This window comes from Pantoea sp. DY-5 (assembly GCF_019795955.1).
Classification (GTDB): Bacteria; Pseudomonadota; Gammaproteobacteria; order Enterobacterales; family Enterobacteriaceae; genus Pantoea; species Pantoea leporis.
The window spans coordinates 1,600,033-1,618,222 of sequence record NZ_JAIMIE010000001.1; the positions used below are offsets into that span (position 1 = coordinate 1,600,033).

Annotated in this window: 15 protein-coding genes and 1 pseudogene; 5 read left to right on the forward strand and 11 right to left on the reverse strand. The window is 58.2% G+C overall.

Annotated features, from left to right (window positions below; all coding sequences use genetic code 11):
* Positions 1-44 precede the first annotated feature (44 nt).
* Together sbcD and K5Y30_RS07645 are read left to right on the forward strand one after the other, a co-directional pair.
* Complete coding sequence (sbcD, locus tag K5Y30_RS07640) at positions 45-1,262, forward strand: exonuclease subunit SbcD (protein WP_222181534.1); 1,218 nt, start codon at positions 45-47, stop codon at positions 1,260-1,262.
* On the forward strand, positions 1,259-4,936 hold the full coding sequence (locus tag K5Y30_RS07645; protein WP_222210823.1) for an AAA family ATPase: 3,678 nt from the start codon (positions 1,259-1,261) through the stop codon (positions 4,934-4,936). Before sbcD ends, K5Y30_RS07645 begins: the two co-directional genes overlap by 4 nt.
* A 341-nt stretch (positions 4,937-5,277) precedes the next feature.
* On the opposite strand, the pseudogene K5Y30_RS07650 reads toward K5Y30_RS07645, so the two are convergent.
* Positions 5,278-5,508: pseudogene (locus tag K5Y30_RS07650) on the reverse strand (GNA1162 family protein); the annotation flags it as partial.
* Between the two features lie 204 nt (positions 5,509-5,712).
* On the opposite strand from K5Y30_RS07650, the gene K5Y30_RS07655 reads away from it, so the two are divergent.
* Positions 5,713-6,132: a cell envelope integrity protein TolA gene (locus tag K5Y30_RS07655; RefSeq protein ID WP_222210824.1), complete on the forward strand. Its 420-nt coding sequence runs from the start codon at positions 5,713-5,715 to the stop codon at positions 6,130-6,132.
* Here the strand turns inward: K5Y30_RS07655 and K5Y30_RS07660 are convergent.
* Positions 6,062-7,153, reverse strand: a complete 1,092-nt coding sequence (locus tag K5Y30_RS07660; RefSeq protein ID WP_222210825.1) for an AraC family transcriptional regulator — start codon at positions 7,151-7,153, stop codon at positions 6,062-6,064. The genes K5Y30_RS07655 and K5Y30_RS07660 overlap by 71 nt on opposite strands.
* A gap of 151 nt (positions 7,154-7,304) precedes the next feature.
* On the reverse strand, positions 7,305-8,309 hold the full coding sequence (locus K5Y30_RS07665; protein ID WP_222210826.1) for a phosphotransferase enzyme family protein: 1,005 nt from the start codon (positions 8,307-8,309) through the stop codon (positions 7,305-7,307).
* Between the two features lie 259 nt (positions 8,310-8,568).
* Between K5Y30_RS07665 and eat the strand changes: the two genes are divergently transcribed.
* Positions 8,569-9,933 (forward strand): ethanolamine permease, encoded by a 1,365-nt coding sequence (gene eat / locus K5Y30_RS07670; protein WP_061717487.1) that lies wholly within the window; start codon positions 8,569-8,571, stop codon positions 9,931-9,933.
* Between the two features lie 195 nt (positions 9,934-10,128).
* Here eat and mak read toward each other — a convergent pair whose 3' ends face one another.
* A complete protein-coding gene (mak, locus tag K5Y30_RS07675; protein ID WP_222210827.1) occupies positions 10,129-11,040 on the reverse strand; it encodes a fructokinase in 912 nt (303 codons plus the stop codon).
* A 145-nt stretch (positions 11,041-11,185) separates the two neighbouring features.
* On the opposite strand from mak, the gene rdgC reads away from it, so the two are divergent.
* On the forward strand, positions 11,186-12,097 hold the full coding sequence (rdgC, locus tag K5Y30_RS07680; protein WP_008106069.1) for a recombination-associated protein RdgC: 912 nt from the start codon (positions 11,186-11,188) through the stop codon (positions 12,095-12,097).
* Positions 12,098-12,224: 127 nt separating this feature from the next.
* On the opposite strand, the gene ppnP is transcribed toward rdgC, so the two are convergent.
* From ppnP to aroL, 7 genes are all read right to left on the reverse strand, one after another.
* On the reverse strand, positions 12,225-12,509 hold the full coding sequence (ppnP, locus tag K5Y30_RS07685) for a pyrimidine/purine nucleoside phosphorylase (RefSeq protein WP_101762466.1): 285 nt from the start codon (positions 12,507-12,509) through the stop codon (positions 12,225-12,227).
* A 104-nt stretch (positions 12,510-12,613) separates the two neighbouring features.
* On the reverse strand, positions 12,614-13,291 hold the full coding sequence (locus K5Y30_RS07690; RefSeq protein WP_222182854.1) for an AroM family protein: 678 nt from the start codon (positions 13,289-13,291) through the stop codon (positions 12,614-12,616).
* Between the two features lie 2 nt (positions 13,292-13,293).
* Entirely contained in the window at positions 13,294-14,226 is a 933-nt protein-coding gene (locus tag K5Y30_RS07695) for a DUF1177 domain-containing protein (protein WP_110867768.1), read from the reverse strand.
* Between the two features lie 15 nt (positions 14,227-14,241).
* The gene (locus K5Y30_RS07700) at positions 14,242-15,801 is read right to left on the reverse strand and encodes an OPT/YSL family transporter (protein ID WP_222181529.1); all 1,560 of its coding nucleotides are present in this window, start codon (positions 15,799-15,801) and stop codon (positions 14,242-14,244) included.
* Positions 15,802-15,990: 189 nt separating this feature from the next.
* Positions 15,991-16,743, reverse strand: a complete 753-nt coding sequence (locus K5Y30_RS07705) for an IclR family transcriptional regulator (RefSeq protein ID WP_222210828.1) — start codon at positions 16,741-16,743, stop codon at positions 15,991-15,993.
* Positions 16,744-17,100: 357 nt separating this feature from the next.
* Positions 17,101-17,292, reverse strand: coding sequence for a YaiA family protein (locus tag K5Y30_RS07710; RefSeq protein WP_101762471.1), 192 nt, complete (start codon positions 17,290-17,292; stop codon positions 17,101-17,103).
* A gap of 108 nt (positions 17,293-17,400) precedes the next feature.
* A complete protein-coding gene (gene aroL, locus K5Y30_RS07715) occupies positions 17,401-17,925 on the reverse strand; it encodes a shikimate kinase AroL (protein WP_222210829.1) in 525 nt (174 codons plus the stop codon).
* Between the last annotated feature and the right edge of the window lie 265 nt (positions 17,926-18,190).

Below are 18,190 nucleotides of genomic sequence, written 5' to 3' on the forward strand. Positions count from 1 at the left end.
AAGTGGTTATAATTCGCCTTCGCTAAACAGAGCACGGAGCAAACATGCGCATCATTCACACCGCTGACTGGCATCTCGGTCAGTTCTTTTACAGCAAAAGTCGCGCGCGGGAACATCAGGCGTTTCTCGACTGGCTGCTGGATCAGATTGTGCAGCATCAGGTGGATGCGCTGATTATCGCCGGCGATCTGTTTGATACCGGTTCGCCGCCGAGCTACGCGCGTGAAATGTTTAACCGTTTTGTGGTGGCGCTGCAGCCAAGCGGCTGCCAATTGGTGGTGCTGGCGGGCAATCACGACTCGGTGGCGACGCTGAATGAATCGCGCGAGCTGCTGGCCTGCCTGAATACGCAGGTGATTACCAGCGCCACGCCGCAGGGCGAACAGCAGGTGTTAACCCTAAAACAGCGCGATGGCGCGCCGGGCGCGCTGCTGTGCGCCATTCCTTATCTGCGTCCGCGCGACATTCTGCGCAGCCAGGCCGGACAATCCGGCCGCGAAAAGCAGATCTCGCTGCTGGAGGCGATCGAGCAGCATTATCAGCACTGCTTTGCTGCCGCGCAGGCGCAGCGCGATGCACAGGAAGTTACGCTGCCGATCATCGCCACCGGCCATCTCACCACCGTTGGCGTCACCAAAAGCGATTCGGTGCGCGACATCTATATCGGCACGCTGGATGCCTTCCCGGCGCAGGCGTTTCCGCCCGCCGATTACATCGCGCTCGGTCACATTCATCGCGCCCAGCGCATCGCCAACAGCGAGCACATTCGTTACAGCGGCTCGCCAATTCCGCTCAGTTTTGATGAACTCGGCCGCGAGAAAAGCGTCTTCCTGCTGGAATTTGGTGACAAGCTCAAGGAAGTGACGCCGCTGACCATTCCGCACTTCCAGCCGATGCAGATGCTGAAAGGCTCGATGGCGGAGATTGAACATCAGCTGGCGCAATTCAGTGAAATCGCCTGCGAACAGCCAACCTGGCTGGATATTGAGATCACTACCCAGGAATACCTCAGCGATCTGCAACGCCGCATTGAAGCGCTCACCGAAAACCTGCCGGTCGAAGTGCTACTGGTGCGCCGCAGCCGCGAACAGCGGCAGCGCAGTCTCGAACGGCTGGAGAACGAAACCCTGAGCGAACTAAAAGTGGAAGACGTGTTTGCTCGCCGACTGGCGCAGGAAGATCAGCTGGATGCAGAGCAGGCCGAGCAGTTAACGCAGCTGTTCCGCACCCAGCTTGCCGCGCTGGAGAATCCATCCGCATGAAAATTTTGACGTTACGCTTTAAAAATCTCAATGCGTTACGCGGGGAATGGTTTATCGATTTCCGCCGTGAACCCTTTGCCAGCAACGGTTTGTTTGCCATTACCGGCGCCACCGGCGCGGGCAAAACCACCTTACTTGATGCTATTTGTCTGGCGCTCTATCACCAGACGCCGCGCCTCGGCACGCTGTCGCAAACCCAGAACGAGCTGATCACCCGCGACACCGCCGAGTGTCTGGCAGAAGTGGAGTTTGAGATCAAAGGCGAAGCCTGGCGCGCCTTCTGGAGCCAGAACCGTGCGCGTGGTCAGGCCGACGGCAAGTTGCAGGCACCGCGCGTCGAGCTGGCGCGCGTCGCGGATAATCAGATCATCGCCGATAAAGTCGGCGACAAGCTGAAAGCGATTGAAACCCTGTCGGGGCTCGATTTCGCCCGCTTTACCCGTTCGATGATGCTGTCGCAAGGTCAGTTTGCCGCCTTCCTGAATGCCAAACCCGGCGAACGCGCCGAGCTGCTGGAAGAGCTGACCGGCACCGAGATCTACGGACAAATCTCGGTGCAGATCTACGAGCGCTGGCGCACCGCGCGCAGCGAGCTGGATACGCTGCGCGCCCGCGCCGGTGGCATGTCGCTGCTCGATGAAGCGCGCCGCACCGAGCTGTCGCAGCAGCTGGCGGAACTCGGCACACAGGAGAAAATTCTCAGCGAACAGCTGACGCTGGCGCAGCATCAGCAGCAATGGCTGGTGCAGCAGCAACAGCTAACGCAGGAGCAGCAGCAGGCCGAACAGACGCTGCTTGCCGCGCAACAGGCCTGGCAGCAGGCGGATGGCGATCGTCAGCGGCTGGCGCGCGCCGAACCGGCGGAAAAACTGCGCGAGAAGTTGCAGCAGCGCGAACAGTTGCAGGGCGATCTCGGTACGCTGGAACAGCAATCGCAGCAGTTGCAGGCGCAACTGCTGCAAGCCAAAACCGCGCTGCAACAGGGCGAAAGCCATTATCAGGCCGCGCAGCAGGCGCGCGAGCAGGCGTTACAGCAACAGCAGCAGCTTGAAACGCTGCTCACCGAGCAGGTTATCCCGCTCGATCAACAGATCACCACCACCTCGCAGCAACTGGATGAACAGCAGCGGCTGCATCTGCAGCAGCAACAGGCGCTGCAAACCAGCCAAACCGCGCTGAGCCAGCAACAGCAGGTAAGTGAACGTTTACAACAACAGTTAGCGCAGCAGCAGGAATTCCGCACCCGCGAAGCCGCTGTCGCCCATTGGGGCGCTGAACTGACGCGCTGGCAGGCGGAGATTGCCCGGCTGGATGAGCACGAGCAGACGCTGACGCAGCTCATCGCACAGCACCAACAGCAGCGCAGCCAGCTGGAGCAGCATCAACAGGCGCAGACTCAGCGTGAACAGGCGGCGCAACCGTTGCAGCAAGCCGAAGCGCAGGCCGCGCAGCAGCGTCTGCAAGCGGAGCAAGCACTGACTTCGCTTGAGGCGGAGATCGGCAGCGCGCAACTGCGCGAAGCCCTGACGCAGCATCAAACCCAACGCCCTGCACGCCAACAGCTCAGCCTGCTCGCCGCGCAGTGGCGCGCGTTGCAGCCGCAGCGGTTGCAGCGTCAGCAGAAACTGACGCTGCTCCAGCAGCAGCATCAGGACGCTGAACAGGCGTTGCAGGCACTGCGCGAAGAGTACAAACGGGAACATCAGGCGCTGCTCGATGTGCGCAAAATCTGCGAGCTGGAGCGCACCATCGCCGAACTGGCCGACGAGCGCGCCAAATTGCAGCCAGATCAGCCCTGCCCGCTGTGCGGCTCGTGCCAGCATCCGGCGATCGCGCAATATCAGCAGCTTGAGCCCGGCGCCAATCAGCAGCGTCTGGCCACGTTGGAAACGCGCGTGGCGCAGCTGAAAGAGTCCGGCACCGCCAAAGGCGAGCAGCAGAAGCTGTCGCTGCAACAGCAGCAGGCGTTGCAGCAGGAAATCAGCGATTACGATCAGCAGTTGGCGACGGTGAACACTCAATGGCAAGCGCTGAGCAGTGAGCTGGCACTTACCTGCACGCTGGAGCAGCAGGACGATTTTGCGCAGTGGCAACAGCAGCAGGATGCGCGGGAGCAGTTGCAGCAACAGCAGCTGCAGACGCGGGAAAACGCCGCGCGTGCGCTGCAGCAGGCAAAGGACGCGCATCTGCAACAGCAGCAGCTGTGGCAGCATCATCAGAATCAGCAGCAGCTGGCGCAGCAGCAGATCGCCAGCACGCAGCAGACGCTGGATGAAATCAGCCAGCGCGAAGCCAGCGAGCGCAGCGCCATGCAGCAACTGGCGCAGCAGCTGCAACAACAGCTGGCGCAGCATCAGCTCGTCCTGCCAGATGTGGCTGAGCGGGAAAGCTGGCTGCGCGCGTTACAACAGCGCTGGACCGCATGGCAGGAAAATGAGCGGTTACACGGCGAGTTGCAGCCGCAGCTGGCAAAAGCCGAAAGCGAGCGCAGCAGCCTGCAGCAGAATCTGGCGCGTGAACAGCAGCGGCTCGATGAGCTGCAGCAGACGCTCAGCGCTTTACAGCAGCAACGCCAGCAGCAGCAGCAACAGCGTCAGCAGCTATTTGGCGATCGTCTGGTGGCGGAAGCCCGGCAGCAGCAGCACGCCGCGCTGCAACAGTGTGAACAGGCGCTGGCGCAGCAGCTCCAACAGTGGCAACAGGCGCAAAGCTTGCTGCACAGCCTGGATGGGCAGTGCGAGCAGATCGCTGCGCAGCAGCACACCTTGCGTGAGCGCGCTGCTGCCGCAGAAAGCGCCTTCCTCGCTGCGCTGCAGCAGAGTGATTTTGCGGATGAAAGCGCGCTGCGTGCCGCCCTGCTGGAGGAGCGCGAGGTGCAGCAGCTGCGCCAGCAGTTGCAAACGCTCGATCAGCAGCGCCAGCAGCAGCTTACCCTCAGCGAACAGCTCTCGCAGCGCTGGACGGCGCATCAGCAGCAGCGGCCTGCGGATCTGAGCGACGAGATCGCCGCCACGATTCAGCAGCAGCTGGAACAGCTGCGCGTGACGTTGCGTGACAATGCCCGTCAACAGGGTGAAGCGCAGCAGCAGTTGCACAGCGATGCGCAACAGCGTTTGCAGCAGCAATCGTTACTGACGCAAATCGCCACCGATGAAGTGGAGCTGGCGCAGCTGGGCCGCCTGAACGATCTGGTGGGTTCAGCCAAAGGCGATAAATTCCGCCGCTTTGCGCAAGGCCTGACGCTCGATCATCTGGTGTGGCTGGCGAACCGTCAGCTCGATCGCCTGCACGGTCGCTATCTGCTGCAGCGCCGCATCAGTGAGGAGCTGGAGCTGGAAGTGGTTGATACCTGGCAGGCCGACGCCACGCGCGATACGCGCACGCTGTCAGGTGGCGAGAGTTTCCTCGTCAGCCTGGCGCTGGCGTTAGCGCTGTCGGATTTGGTGAGTCATAAAACGCGCATAGAATCGCTGTTCCTTGACGAAGGCTTCGGTACGCTGGATGCCGAGACGTTGGATACCGCGCTGGATGCGCTCGACGCCCTCAACGCCAGCGGCAAAACCATTGGCGTGATTAGCCATGTGGAAGCGATGAAGGAGCGTATTCCGGTGCAGATCCGCGTCCGCAAGATGAATGGCCTGGGTTACAGCAAGCTGGAGCTGCCAGGCGAATAAAGCAGGTCGCCATAAATGGCGAACCTACGGGATTTGTAGCGACTGTGAGTCAAAATAATGCATTGATGCTGCAGCAAGTGTGTTGAGGCGACATCCCAAACCGCTGAGCGAATGAGGGACTCCAGGGCGAGCCGCATGGATGCGGCGAGAGGCGGCGCTGAGCAAGAGCGAATCGCCGCCGGTCCGTCAGGAATCGTAAATGAGTGAAGGCACCGCGAAGCGGCGGGTTGGGCTGGCGCAGGGCCCGGGTTTCAGTGCAGCCAGGCGCCCTCTGCTCGGTCGCCGCACGAAAGTGCTGCAACTGCCTCAGCATAGGGCGAACGAAAGTCGCACTGCGCTTAAGCGACTGACACCAACATGCCAATGATGCCGCCGTTATTGCTATTGCCATCTTCAGCGTCGCTGGCGGTGGCAATGCCTTGCCACAGCTCTTTACCGCTGCGCAAATCCACCAGACGCGCCGTCGCAGACACCTTGGTCACGCTCTGGATCACCTGATAGCTGCTGCCGTAATCGGTCACTGAAATATACAGTGCGCTGTCCGCGTGGAAGATGTCATGCAGCCGCTGAGCAGTCTGGCGCTTAACAAGAAGAGTGCCGCAAGGGCATATTTTTTCTGCATTTCTAATCCATGAATCAAAAGGGGATAAAGCTGCGAGGCTGCGGCAAATTCTGGTTCTGCCGACAGTCAGAGTAATGCCATAGCATTGGTTGAGTCGGTCTGTAGACTGTCGGCAGTGAGGGAGAGGAATTTTAGTGAAAATACAGGCATATTAATGAATTTAATGAATCGAATGGCGGGATTATTGGGCGGATTAATGATTGTTGCGACGCTCAGCGCTTGTCAGCATTCTCAGCCAAAGCAACAGGATAACATCGCCAATCTGTGTCAGCCCCTGAGTGCGCCGGGCAGCGCATCCTGCAAGTGGACTGATGAGATGCAGCATCAGCTCAACCAGCATTTCCGCGATGCGCGCCGTTATGCCGGTCAGCAATGTCTGGTGCGGCTTGAGTGGCAAAACAGCGGGCGCTACGCGGTGACGCAGACGCAAGGCGACGAAACGCTGTGCTTGCGCGCCTGGCAGTTGATTGGTCAAAGCAACCATTTACCGCCGCCGCCGGACGCTAGCCAGCCAGCGTGGTTCGGTTTTGCCCCGGCAACGCCGAGCCATCCTGGCGCCACTGGCGCGGACTGATGCCAAACCAGCGGCGGAAGGCGCGAGAAAAGGCGCTGACTTCGGAATAGCCGAGCAGCAGCGCCATCTCTGAGATCGGCAGCTGCTTCTGTTGCAGATAGTGCGTCGCCATCTCGCAGCGCACCTTGTCCACCAGCGCCGTGAAACTGATGCCCTCTTCGCGCAGCCGCCGTTGCAGCGACCAGCTCGACAGGCCCATTTTTTCGGCAATCTCTTCCAGCACCGGTTCGCCCTGCATCAGCGACAGATTGACCTGCGATCGCGCCTGCTCCACCACGCTTTGCAGGCTGGCACAACTGTTCAGGCGGCGGATAGCATCCTGCATCACCATCAGCAACATCGGGTCTTGTTCCGGCATGCTGCGCAGCAGATCGCGTTTTGGGATCAGTAATGAGTTGAACGGTTGATCAAACCACACCGGCGCATCAAATACTTTGCAGTGCTCGTGCCACTGCTCCGGGCGCGGATGTTCGAAGTGCACTTCACGCGGTGCCCAGTTTATGCCGGCAACGTGGCGGATCAAGTTGAGAAACATACCGAGCGTCAGCTCCGCATCCTGGCGTCTGGAGAGGATCGCGCCGTGGCGCACCTGATAATCGAGCCGCCAGCACTCGCCTTTATCCACCAGCCGCGTCAGCGTGTCGTGCTGATGCCACGGAAAGGCGTTCACCACGTTGTGCAGCGCCTGCTCCAGCGTGGGCGAACAGAGGCCGATATACCCAATCAAGCCTAATGACTGCGGTTTGAACTGCTTGCCGTAATGCAAACCGAAGTTATCAAAACCGGAATGACGCGCTGCCTCTTCCATCACGCGGCAGTAGTTCACCAAACCCAGGCTTAGCGTGGGGCTCGCCAGCAGTTCGGAGTTGATGCCGCTGATGCCAAAAATACGATCGACATCGCCGCCTTTGTCAGTGATAAACCCGCTCAGTCCGGTAGCCGCCGCCGCCAAAACGCCGCGGTTGCTGGCGCTGACGGACAAGGCGCTCAAGGCTTCAGTGGGTGTTATGAGTGATTGCATCGGAACCTCTGCGTGTGGCGCGAGTGAAACAGGTTGAGGATTCCAGCAATATTCGTACCAGGCGGATGATTTGCGGATTTTGTCGCAGGGTCGCCATGAATGGCGACCTTTGCTGCGCCGCGACAGCGCAAAGCTGCTCACTGCTGGTGCATCAGACGCCGACTGGAAGCTGATTGGTTTCCAGATAACGTCGGCAGAGGCGCACCGAGTGATCGGCCCAGCGCGGTCCAAGGCTCAGTGCCATTTCCGTTTCCGCGTGCGATCCCATCCACGCCGTCATCTGAATGCGGCGCTGGATCAGCAGCGTCGGCACCAGCGCCATCTCGTCATCACTGATGTGCGCCACTTTTTCGTAACCGAGGATCCAGTTATCCACCCATTCGGCGGCGCGCGGATGGTGCTCAACAAAACTGATCGCCGCCGCCAGATCGTGCAGATACCAGCCGAGTCCGCAGTCATCAAAGTCGATCACCCGCGTTTCGCCTTTATGCAGCAGCAGGTTGGTCAGACGCAGATCGGCGTGGATCAAACCATAACGATCCGCCCCTTTGCCAAAGCCCTGCAGCTCCTGCCCGACGCGCGCTACCGCTTCGGCGACGATGCCGTGATCGGCCGGATTGAGGTTCGGCGCATCCTGCCAGCGTCCCCAATGGCTATGATCGCTGACCATGGTGTGATGATCCCAGATGATGCGCTGGAAACTGGCCGGTTTCTGCCAGCTGCGGCTGTGCTGATGCAAACGCGCGGTGATGTGACCAAGCTGCTGAAACGCTTTAGGATCGACATCGGTGGTGGGCATATCACCCTCGATCCAGTGGAACAAGACGGCGTAGCGCTCTGCGCCGTTTGCCATCGGCAGCGTCAGCACGGTTGCGCCATCGCTGGCCGGGATCGCCTGCGGCACCATAATGCCGATGTCACGCAGCGCATCCAGCCACAGCAGCTCGCTCTGAATGTCCGCTTTGCTGTGATAGTTAGGACGATGCAGACGCAGCGCGTAGCGTTTGCCCGCCGCCTGCAACAGGAAGGTGGCATTTTCCGACCGGCACAGCAGCTTGAGTTCGCCGCGCAGTGCCGCGGGATAACGGGCCAGCGCCTGATGCGCCAGCAGGGTGATTTCAGTATCGGTTAAGGTATCGGATTGTTCGGCACTCATTCATCAATCTCCAGCATCAAGCAAGTGATATCAGCATGGGATGACGTCGTCCTGACTGCTTGACCGCAGACAACCCAAAGTTGACCGCAGCGTGCATCTGGCACTTTTCTTGCCTCAGAGTTGACCGTGGAGGACAAAACTCACTGCGCCCGCGTCAAGTTTTCCCGCGCCCGGCAGCGGCATTATCACTTCACTGTAGCGCAAAGATAAAAAAGCGCGGTGAAGCTGCCGCACCAACAATGACGACGGGGAGAAGATGATGACGAATAAGCTCAAACCCACGCTGGGCACCCTGCATTTGTGGGGCATTGCGGTTGGACTGGTGATTTCCGGGGAATATTTTGGCTGGAGTTACGGCTGGGGCGTGGCGGGCACGCTAGGGTTTCTGATCACCACCGCGATGATCGCCACCATGTATACCTGCTTCATTTTCAGCTTTACCGAACTGACCACCGCGATTCCGCATGCGGGCGGTCCGTTTGCCTATAGCCGCCGCGCGTTCGGCGAAACCGGCGGCTTGATCGCGGGCCTCGCCACGCTGATTGAGTTCGTGTTCGCACCGCCGGCGATCGCCATGGCGATTGGCGCTTACCTCAACGTCCAATATCCCGATCTCAATCCGAAAACCGCCGCGGTCGGCGCCTATATCGTCTTCATGACGCTGAACATTCTCGGCGTTAAGCTGGCGGCGATGTTCGAATTGGTGGTCACCGTGCTGGCGGTTCTGGAGCTGCTGGTGTTTATGGGCGTGGTGTCGCCGGGCTTCAGCATCGCCAACTTTGCCGCTAACGGCTGGGCGGGCAGCGATCACTTCGGCATGCCGGCGATGTCTGGCATCTTTGCCGCAATTCCGTTCGCCATCTGGTTCTTCCTGGCGATTGAAGGCGCGGCGATGGCGGCCGAAGAGGCCAAAGATCCCAAACGCACCATTCCCAAAGCCTATATCACCGGCATTCTGACGCTGGTGGTATTGGCGATTGGCGTGATGCTGCTGGCCGGTGGCGCTGGCGACTGGCGCAAGCTGTCGGACATCAACGATCCGCTGCCGCAGGCAATGAAGATGATTGTGGGTGAAAACTCCAACTGGATGCACATGCTGGTGTGGATCGGTCTGTTTGGCCTGATTGCCAGCTTCCACGGCATTATTCTCGGCTATTCGCGCCAGTTCTTCGCCCTCGCCCGCGCCGGTTATCTGCCGCAAAGTCTGGCGAAGCTGTCGCGCTTTCAGACGCCGCACCGCGCGATTATCGCCGGCGGTTTGATTGGCATCGCCGCGATCTACAGCGATGGTTTCATTAATCTGCAAGGCATGACGCTGACCGCTGCGATGATCACCATGGCGGTGTTCGGCGCGATTGTGATGTATCTGATGAGTATGCTGAGCCTGTTTAAACTGCGTCGCACTGCGCCAGAGATGGAGCGCAGCTTCCGTGCGCCTGGCTATCCGATTGTGCCGGGCATTGCGCTGGTGCTGTCGCTGGTGTGTCTGGTGGCGATGCTGTGGTTCAACCCGGTGATTGGCGGCTTGTTTGTGGCGATTATGGCGGTGGGATATGTCTACTTCCTGGCGACGAAAGCCCAGCGTGATAACGCGCCGCAGGATTCGATGTTAGTGGGTGAGTGAGTGGGTTAGTGCTGGCTGTCCCCCATCCCGGCCTTCCCCCGTAAACGGGGGAAGGAGATGCTGCCACATGCAGCATCCAAACTCACATATAGCAGCATCTTCCTCCCCCATTTATGGGGGAGGACCGAGGAGGGGGAAAGCGAGCACAAACCGAGGAGGGGGAAAGCGAGCACATACAGAGGTGCGTAAAAGAAACTACCCTTTCAACGGCCACAACCACGCCGCCCCGCGCACGCCGCTCGAATCGCCATGTACCGCCTTCAGCACCGGTGTTTCACACTCGCGGCCAAACACCCACTGCTTCATCAGCGCCGGCACGGTTTGGTACAGGCGATCGTTGTTACTCATGCCGCCGCCCAGCACAATCACATCGGGATCCAGCAGATTCACCACCTGCGCCAGCGATTTTGCCAGACGCATTTCGTAGCGGTTCATCGCCAGTTCCGCCACCGGATCCTGCTGCTCAATCAGCTTGATGATTTCCGCACCTTTCAGCGCTTTACCGCTCAGACGCTGATAATCGATAGCGAAGCCGGTGCCCGACACAAAGGTCTCAATGCAGCCCAGCAAGCCGCAATAACAAGGCACTTCCGCGCGATGGCGCAGTTCATCTTCATCCATCCACGGCAGCGGATTGTGGCCCCACTCTCCGGCATTGCCGTTACCGCCAATGCGCGACTCACCGCCAATCGCTACGCCCGCACCCGATCCGGTGCCGATAATCACCGCAAACACCAGCGGCTGACCCGCGCCCGCGCCATCCACCGCTTCGGAAACCGCCAGACAATTCGCGTCGTTGGCAATGCGCACGTCACGATTCAGCGCCTGCGCTAAATCCTTATCCAGCGGCTGACCGTTCAGCCAGGTGGAGTTGGCATTCTTCACCCGTTGCGTGTAGGGCGAAATCGTGCCGGGAATGCCGATGCCGACCGTGCCCTGCTGGCCGGTTTTCTCCTCCGCCAGCAGCACTAAATCGACAATCGCCTGAACCGTGGCAGCGTAGTCGTCACGCGGCGTGTTAACGCGATGACGGAACAGTTCCTGACCCTGATCAGATAGTGCAATCACTTCAATTTTGGTCCCGCCTAAATCAATCCCGATGCGCACGATTTATTCCTCATTATTCGTTCTGGTGACCAATACAGTAGAAGGCTGAATCGGGAAAGGCAATGAAACCAATCCGATGTTTCGCTATCATGCGCGCTGACTTTGAGACTTGTGCGCCCGATCGCACCCACGGTAAGGAATCCCGATGTTGTGGTTTAAAAATATGATGGTTTATCGTCTGAATCGTGACATTCCGCTGTCCGCAGACGATCTGGAAAAACAGCTCGACGCCTTTACCTTTTCGCCGTGTGGCAGCCAGGATATGGCGAAAACCGGCTGGGTTTCACCGATGGGCAACCGCAGCGAAGCGCTGACGCACGAAATCAACGGTCAGATGGTGATTTGTGCACGCACCGAGCAGAAGATTCTGCCGTCGCCGGTGGTGAAGCAGGCGCTGGAAGCCAAAATCGACAAGCTGGAAGCAGAACAGAGCCGCAAGCTGAAGAAGACCGAGAAAGATTCGCTGAAAGATGAAGTGCTGCACAGCTTGCTGCCACGCGCGTTTAGCCGTTTCAGCCAGACGTATATGTGGATCGACACCGTTAATAACCTGATCATCGTCGATTGCGCCAGCGCTAAGAAAGCCGAAGACACGCTGGCGCTGCTGCGCAAAAGCCTCGGTTCGCTGCCGGTGGTGCCGCTGACGCTGGAGAATCCGATCGAGCTGACGCTGACCGAATGGGTGCGTTCGGGTGAACTGCCCGCCGGTTTTGCCCTGATGGATGAAGCCGAACTGAAAGCGATGCTGGAAGATGGCGGCGTGATCCGCTGCAAGAAGCAGGATCTGATTTCCGACGAGATCGCCACGCACATTGAAGCCGGTAAAGTGGTCACCAAACTGGCGCTCGACTGGCAGGAACGCATTCAGTTTGTTATCGCCGATGATGCTTCAGTGAAGCGTTTGAAGTTCAGCGACACGCTGCGTGAGCAGAATGATGACATCGACCGCGATGATTTCGCCCAGCGTTTCGATGCCGATTTCATTCTGATGACCAGCGAACTGGCCGCACTGATCAGCAATCTGGTCGAAGCGTTAGGCGGCGAAGCGAAGCGTTAATCCTCTCGATCCTGGTCGCCATTAAGGGTGACCCTACGACAAACCAGCAGGATTTTCGTGGGGTGAGCAATAAAAAAACCTGCGCTTCAACAGAAGTCGCAGGTTTAATATGTTCTAAAGCTTGAGTTTAGAGGTAGCGGCACAGATAAGAAGAAGGCTCTGCCACCTGCAGATGGAATTCGCTTTGGCCTGGCACGTTGAAGCTGGTGCCAGCTTCGTACCATTTCCACTCGGTTTCGCCCGGCAGCAGCACTTTCAGCGCGCCGCTCACCACCGTCATCTCTTCCGGTTGATTGGTGCCGAAGGTGTATTCACCTTCCGCCATCACGCCAACGCTGGCACGGCCAATGGTCACGCTGTCGAAACCAATGGATTTCACTTTTCCGTCGAAATACTCACTTGTATTGAGCATATTACTTCCTCACAGCACATTATCGTGACTGGCAGATTACTAAGGAACTCGCTGATCTGTCACGCGAATTAGCGCCACAGATCGCAACTTGTGATCTCCCTGCGTTAGACGATCAATTCTGCCGCCAGCTTGGCCACCAGCACGTTCGACAGCAGTACCGGAATGCCCAGCATTTTCTGCAGGAAATCGCGGTGCTGCTGGTGATAGCCGATGCAATCCAGCACCACCACATCCGCGCCCTGCTCCTGCAGCGACAATCCCGCTTCCACCAAATCGGCCTGCTCCGCCAGATACGGGCTGGCAACGGCAAAACACGGCGGAGTGATCAAGTTGCGCCACTTGTTGGCCTGCTCGGCAATCTGCTCTTCCACCGGCACCACAATCCCGACTTTATGATCTTGCACAATCGCGCGTACCAGCGGTGGGATGATGCGATCGGGCTCCAGCAGCAAAGCGGATTGGGTTTTCAGCGCGCCAAACTCGCCGGTGCACAGCAGCAAAATGGTGTCATAGCCCTGCTGCTCCAGCGCGTTGATCTTACGTTGCAGTCCCTGCTCCACTTTTGCTACGGACAGGCGCACCTGCTCGCCGCTGGTCATACGCGATATCAGCACCTTGTCGCCCGGCGCGGGCGCATACTGCAGCTCAACTTCGGCTAGCGTCAGGCCGTCGAGTAAACCGGCATGCGCCACCTGATCGGCGGGCAGATATTCCAGCAGCAGCGGCAGAATGTCGCTACGCGGTGATTGACCAATCGTCAGTGTGACCAGGGAGATGTTCATCATCAGGCTTTCCGGGTGCGCAGATGGCTGAGACTACCATACAAAGAGAGCAGCAGCGCGTACTCTTGTGGGTCGTAGAAGTGACAGGTTTCACGCCCGAACTCTTTCGCCACTTCGACCGCAAACTTCACTGCTAAAGCGATATCCACTTCGTGGCTGGCGCCGGTGCCGCAGCCCGGCACCACCGATTCGGCACAGATCGCCACGCCGACCACCGGTACATCCGTCGCGGTGGAAGGTTGCAAAATACTGTTGAGGTGATAAACCCCGTTGCCGTATGGCGTGATGTCCTGCGTGGTGATCGGGAAGGTGACCGCCGGTTTGCCGCTGGTCATCTCCATGATGCGTAACAGATCTTCTGACACGCGCAGGATGTAGCCCTCTTTCACCGTCGGCGACAGCGCGTAGCCTTTGTGATTGAGGATGCGGTTACCTTTGGTGGTATCGATCGACAGAATCGCATCAACGCCAGCAATCACTTCGTTGTCATTCATGGTGATGTCGTCGCACGGCGAATCCATGAAATCGACCGGTTCGTGCGGACGGGTTGGCGCATCCGGGCAGATGTGGGTGGTGATAATCACATCACCGGCCAGCACGTCGCCTTTGGTCTGCATCTGCGCCAGCTTCAAGGCACTGCTCACCGCCGCGACGGCGCCATCGGCATCCGATACCATACCAATGCGCGTTGGACGCGCACCAATACCGCCGAGACGGCCAATGATGCCGAGTGTTGGCGCACTGCCGCCGTTGCTTTTGCCCTGCGCACCGGGGATATCGATGCGGACGAAATCGGTCCGCCCTTTTGGCCCGCTAACGCGTTTCGTGCTGGCGGTGACGCCCGGATAGGCCGCGAACAGATCGACCACCTGTTGGCCATCAATGTAAGCGCTATCGAGTAACTCAAAGACCTGCAGTGTCTGCTGTAAACTCATCATGAATTTCCTGGATTATTTTTTGCTGCCGCTGGCAAAAAGTGAATGGAAGAAGCTGTAGAGCGCATCGCCCGCGATAAATCCGGCGGCCATCACCTCCATCGGTGAACGTCCACGCTCTCCCCACACGCGCAGGATGATAATGCGCAGCGCGATGCCCACCATCACCGCCCAACCTGCCGCGGCGTTGTTGATTAACAAGCCGGTCGCCAGCAGGACGCCAAGCTGACGCTTCGGTCCGCCGATCAACTGTATAACCGCGCCCGGAATCGCCCACATCAGCAGATTGCCAGCGATCCCCGGCTCCGCACCGGCCTGAATGGTTTTGGCATAAACGCGCGCCACCGGCGGCAGCAGATTCTCGGCAAAGAAAATGGTGTGCGCGTACCACACCACGGGAATACAGATCACAAAGGCAATCATCGCGGCGATCAGCTGGATACGGCGGCCCCACAGCTCTTGCTGCACATCGGCACCGTTGCCGCGCAGGATAAAGCCGGCTTTCAGGTCATACCCCATATCGGCAAACGCCGGACCGGTAGCGGCGGTAAAGCCACACAGCAGGCACAACGCCAACGGCGGGAAGCCGAGCAGAATACCGAGAATCAGGGTAATCAGCGCCACCGCAAAGGCCGGGAACCAGCCAGAGTGCATGGCGGCGATACCAACAATCAATTCATGCACGAAGGCAGCAAAGGCGGCGTAAAGGATAAACAGCACCAGCATCGGCAGGCCCATCTGGCTCCACAGACCGCCCGCCAGCGCCAGCAGCGTGGAGATGACGATGTAACCGACGGTGCCGAAACCCAGCGACCGTTTGACTTCGCTGTCGCTACGGCTGACGTTGACCTGATCATTGCGGCGGCTGCGAATCACCTGCACCACCTGAATTAACGCCACCAAACCGGCACCGACCATCACGCCGTGCGGAATATAGAGTGCGTTGATATCAATGCCAGCAACCGGTTGCGCGTAGGCGCGCAGCAGGAAACCCATACCGAGCATGCTGAGCGCCCAGATATTACCGATAAACGCGGTGCCAAATGCCGACATCGGGATCTTTAGCATCGAACCCACGATGCCGCCAACAATCCCCACCACCAGCAGCCAAGCCTGACGACCGCCTTTGTCACCGGCTTTGATCGCTTCGGCTGCCGCCACGCCCGGCGGCCACGCATTGCTGGCCGGGAAGACGCGGGTATCAAATAGACGATAGAGTAAATAAGCATCGAGCAGCATCGCCGCGCTGACGCCAACAAACAGCGGCAGCACCAGCTGCGGCTCACCCAGCGCCCACGGCACCGCAATCGGCATCAACAGGCTGTTGGCCGCACCGAAGGTGGCCGAGGAGATGGCGGTTTGCGCGAGGTTTTGTACTTCAATGGAGCGATAGCGACGAAACCATTGCAGCGGAATACGCGCCAGCAGCATGGCAAACAGCGCGCCGATAATAGAGGTATTGGGTGTTACCCCAATTGTGGTAATAAGCTGAACCCCAATGATGGCGCCGGCAACGGACAGCAGAACCAGCATTAAGGCAACGCCAACGCTTTTTATTGGATTATTTTGACGCATGAGATCCCCGTATTTTCACCCTGTAGAAAACGCTTTAATTCGAAGTGCCCGACACGCGGGACATCAACGTTTTTATATTAATCGTTCCCTGATTATTGAAATAAGCAGGTCCGAAGACCTGCTATTTCCCTGGTGTGGCGCGAATAAACGCCTTCAAAACTAAAATAGGGTTTCCTGTTTTGGACAGGATTATGCGCCGTATTTTTCGGCCATCAGTGCAGCCGTTGCGCGTAGTTCGCTGAGCAGCCTCTCCGGATATCCGGGCGCCGCTTCTTGCGATAAAAACGAGAGACAGAGCGCGGCACTTTCACCGCGATGTTTATTGGTTACCGCGACCGCCAGCGAACTGATGCCCGGCAGCGTCTCATTGCGCGCCAGTGCCCAGCCTTGCTGACGAATTACCGCTAACTCTTTGCATAACGCATCGACGCTCAGTGGCGAGTTCATCGAAGCCGCCTGCCAGTTGCTGGCAAATCGGTCGCGAACCTCGTCATCACTGAGCTGCGCCAGCAGCACGCGTCCGGTCGAAGTGCCGGTCAATGAAACGCGCGTGCCCGGCGGCGTCACCAACTGGGTGAAGAAACGGCCGTGATACATGCGCATCACCAGCACATCGTCGCCATCCAGCACCGAGATATAACCCATGCAACCGCTGCTGGCCGCCAGGCGCGCCATCGGCGCCGACGCGCTATCCACCAGCGGCGTCGACAAATAGTGACCCGCCACCGACAGCAGCACGCGACCAATCTGGAAGCAGCGACTTTCAGTGTCACGCTCAAGTAAGCCTTCACTCTCCATGGTCGCTAACAGGCGCGAGACCGTGCTTTTCGGCATGCCTAACGCATCCACCACCTCGGTAAAGGTCAAGCCGGGATGGCCCTGCGTCACGCCAAAGCGCTGAAACAGCTTCAGTACGGCGGAGGCATTTTCGAGTGTGGTCATGGCGTTGGTTTCACTATATGGAACACAGTTCCTCTTTCAATAACCAGAAAGTAAAGCGCGACGCTTTGACGGTCAAGCGCAAATTTTAAGCCGGACGTTTCTGAGGGAATTTAAGGCAGAATAAAATACGGCGTGAAGTGGAAAACAAATGACGTAATCAGGTGAGTTAAATATTCCGCAGGAAAGTGTGTAACTTTTTTGGAATATTGCAGTTTTTCGGTTGAATTCTTTACCCTATAGAATTCAAGTTGCAGGGAGGCGGCAAATGGGTGAATCCCCCAGGAGCTTACTTAGGTAAGTGACTGGGGTGAACACATGCAGCCAACGCACCTGCAGCTTGAAATATGACGGGTAAACTTAATCTTTTTCAGCGTCTTCGTAGCGCTCTTTGGCATCTTGCGCTTCGGTTTCGCTTTTGTGTTCGCTTATTAATGTATCGGGTTTGGGATGGTCGGCACGTAATTCATACCAGGTGACGGTTTGATCCGCCGAACCTTTTTCAACGGCGACAATACGCGCGACTCGCGGATAGGGTGGTTTAGTTGGCATCGTTTTCCCTCTTCTATCAGTTGTCCACAGACAGCGGTGATCCTCTGCCTAATGTTAAGTATAGACAACTGAGGATCGCTGCGAAAAAACAGAGAGAAATCTGAGGGTTTAACTGGCGCGCGCCAGAGAGAGCGATTGCAGAATTTGCTCTACTACACGATCGGGCGATTGCATCGCGTTGACTTCATGATGCGCGGTTTGACGATACAGATGAGCACGCTCACGCAGGATATCGCCCATCTCTTCGGCAATCGGGCGGCCGGTTAAGGTGGGACGCTGCGCCGCTTCCGGCTGATGTTCCAGACGATCGGCCAGCACTTCTGAGGGCGCATTCAGCCAAATCACCTGGCCGTGTTCGCGCATAAAGCGGCAATTCACTTCCGCCAGCACCATGCCGCCGCCGGTAGCGATGACCGTATTCGACGCGGTGACCGCACGCAGCGATTCCGTTTCGCGGGCGCGGAAGCTATCCCACCCTTCAGATGCCACAATCTCCGCCACGCTGCGTTGCGTAGTGAGTTGCAAATAGTGATCGGTATCGTTAAAGGCATAGCCCAGCGCTTGCGACAGCGCCTTGCCAACCGTGGTTTTACCGCAACCGCGCGCGCCGATCAGATAGATGGGTAATGACATCCAGGCTCATCCTCCGCCGTAATGTGCCGCACGGGCAACGTCATCAGGTCAATAATGCGTCGCATAATACCTGGATTTTATTTTATCAGCCACCCGCGAGGCACGATTTACGCGTATTTCAGTCACATCCTAAGCTAGTCGTTTGATTAAGCTGCAAAAAACAATGCATGAATCGTGCATCCGGCAAAATGTAACAGCGGCCAACATTTCCTTACCAGGCCGCTGATTTACTTTCTTTGGTCGCGCCCTCATATATGAGGCATAC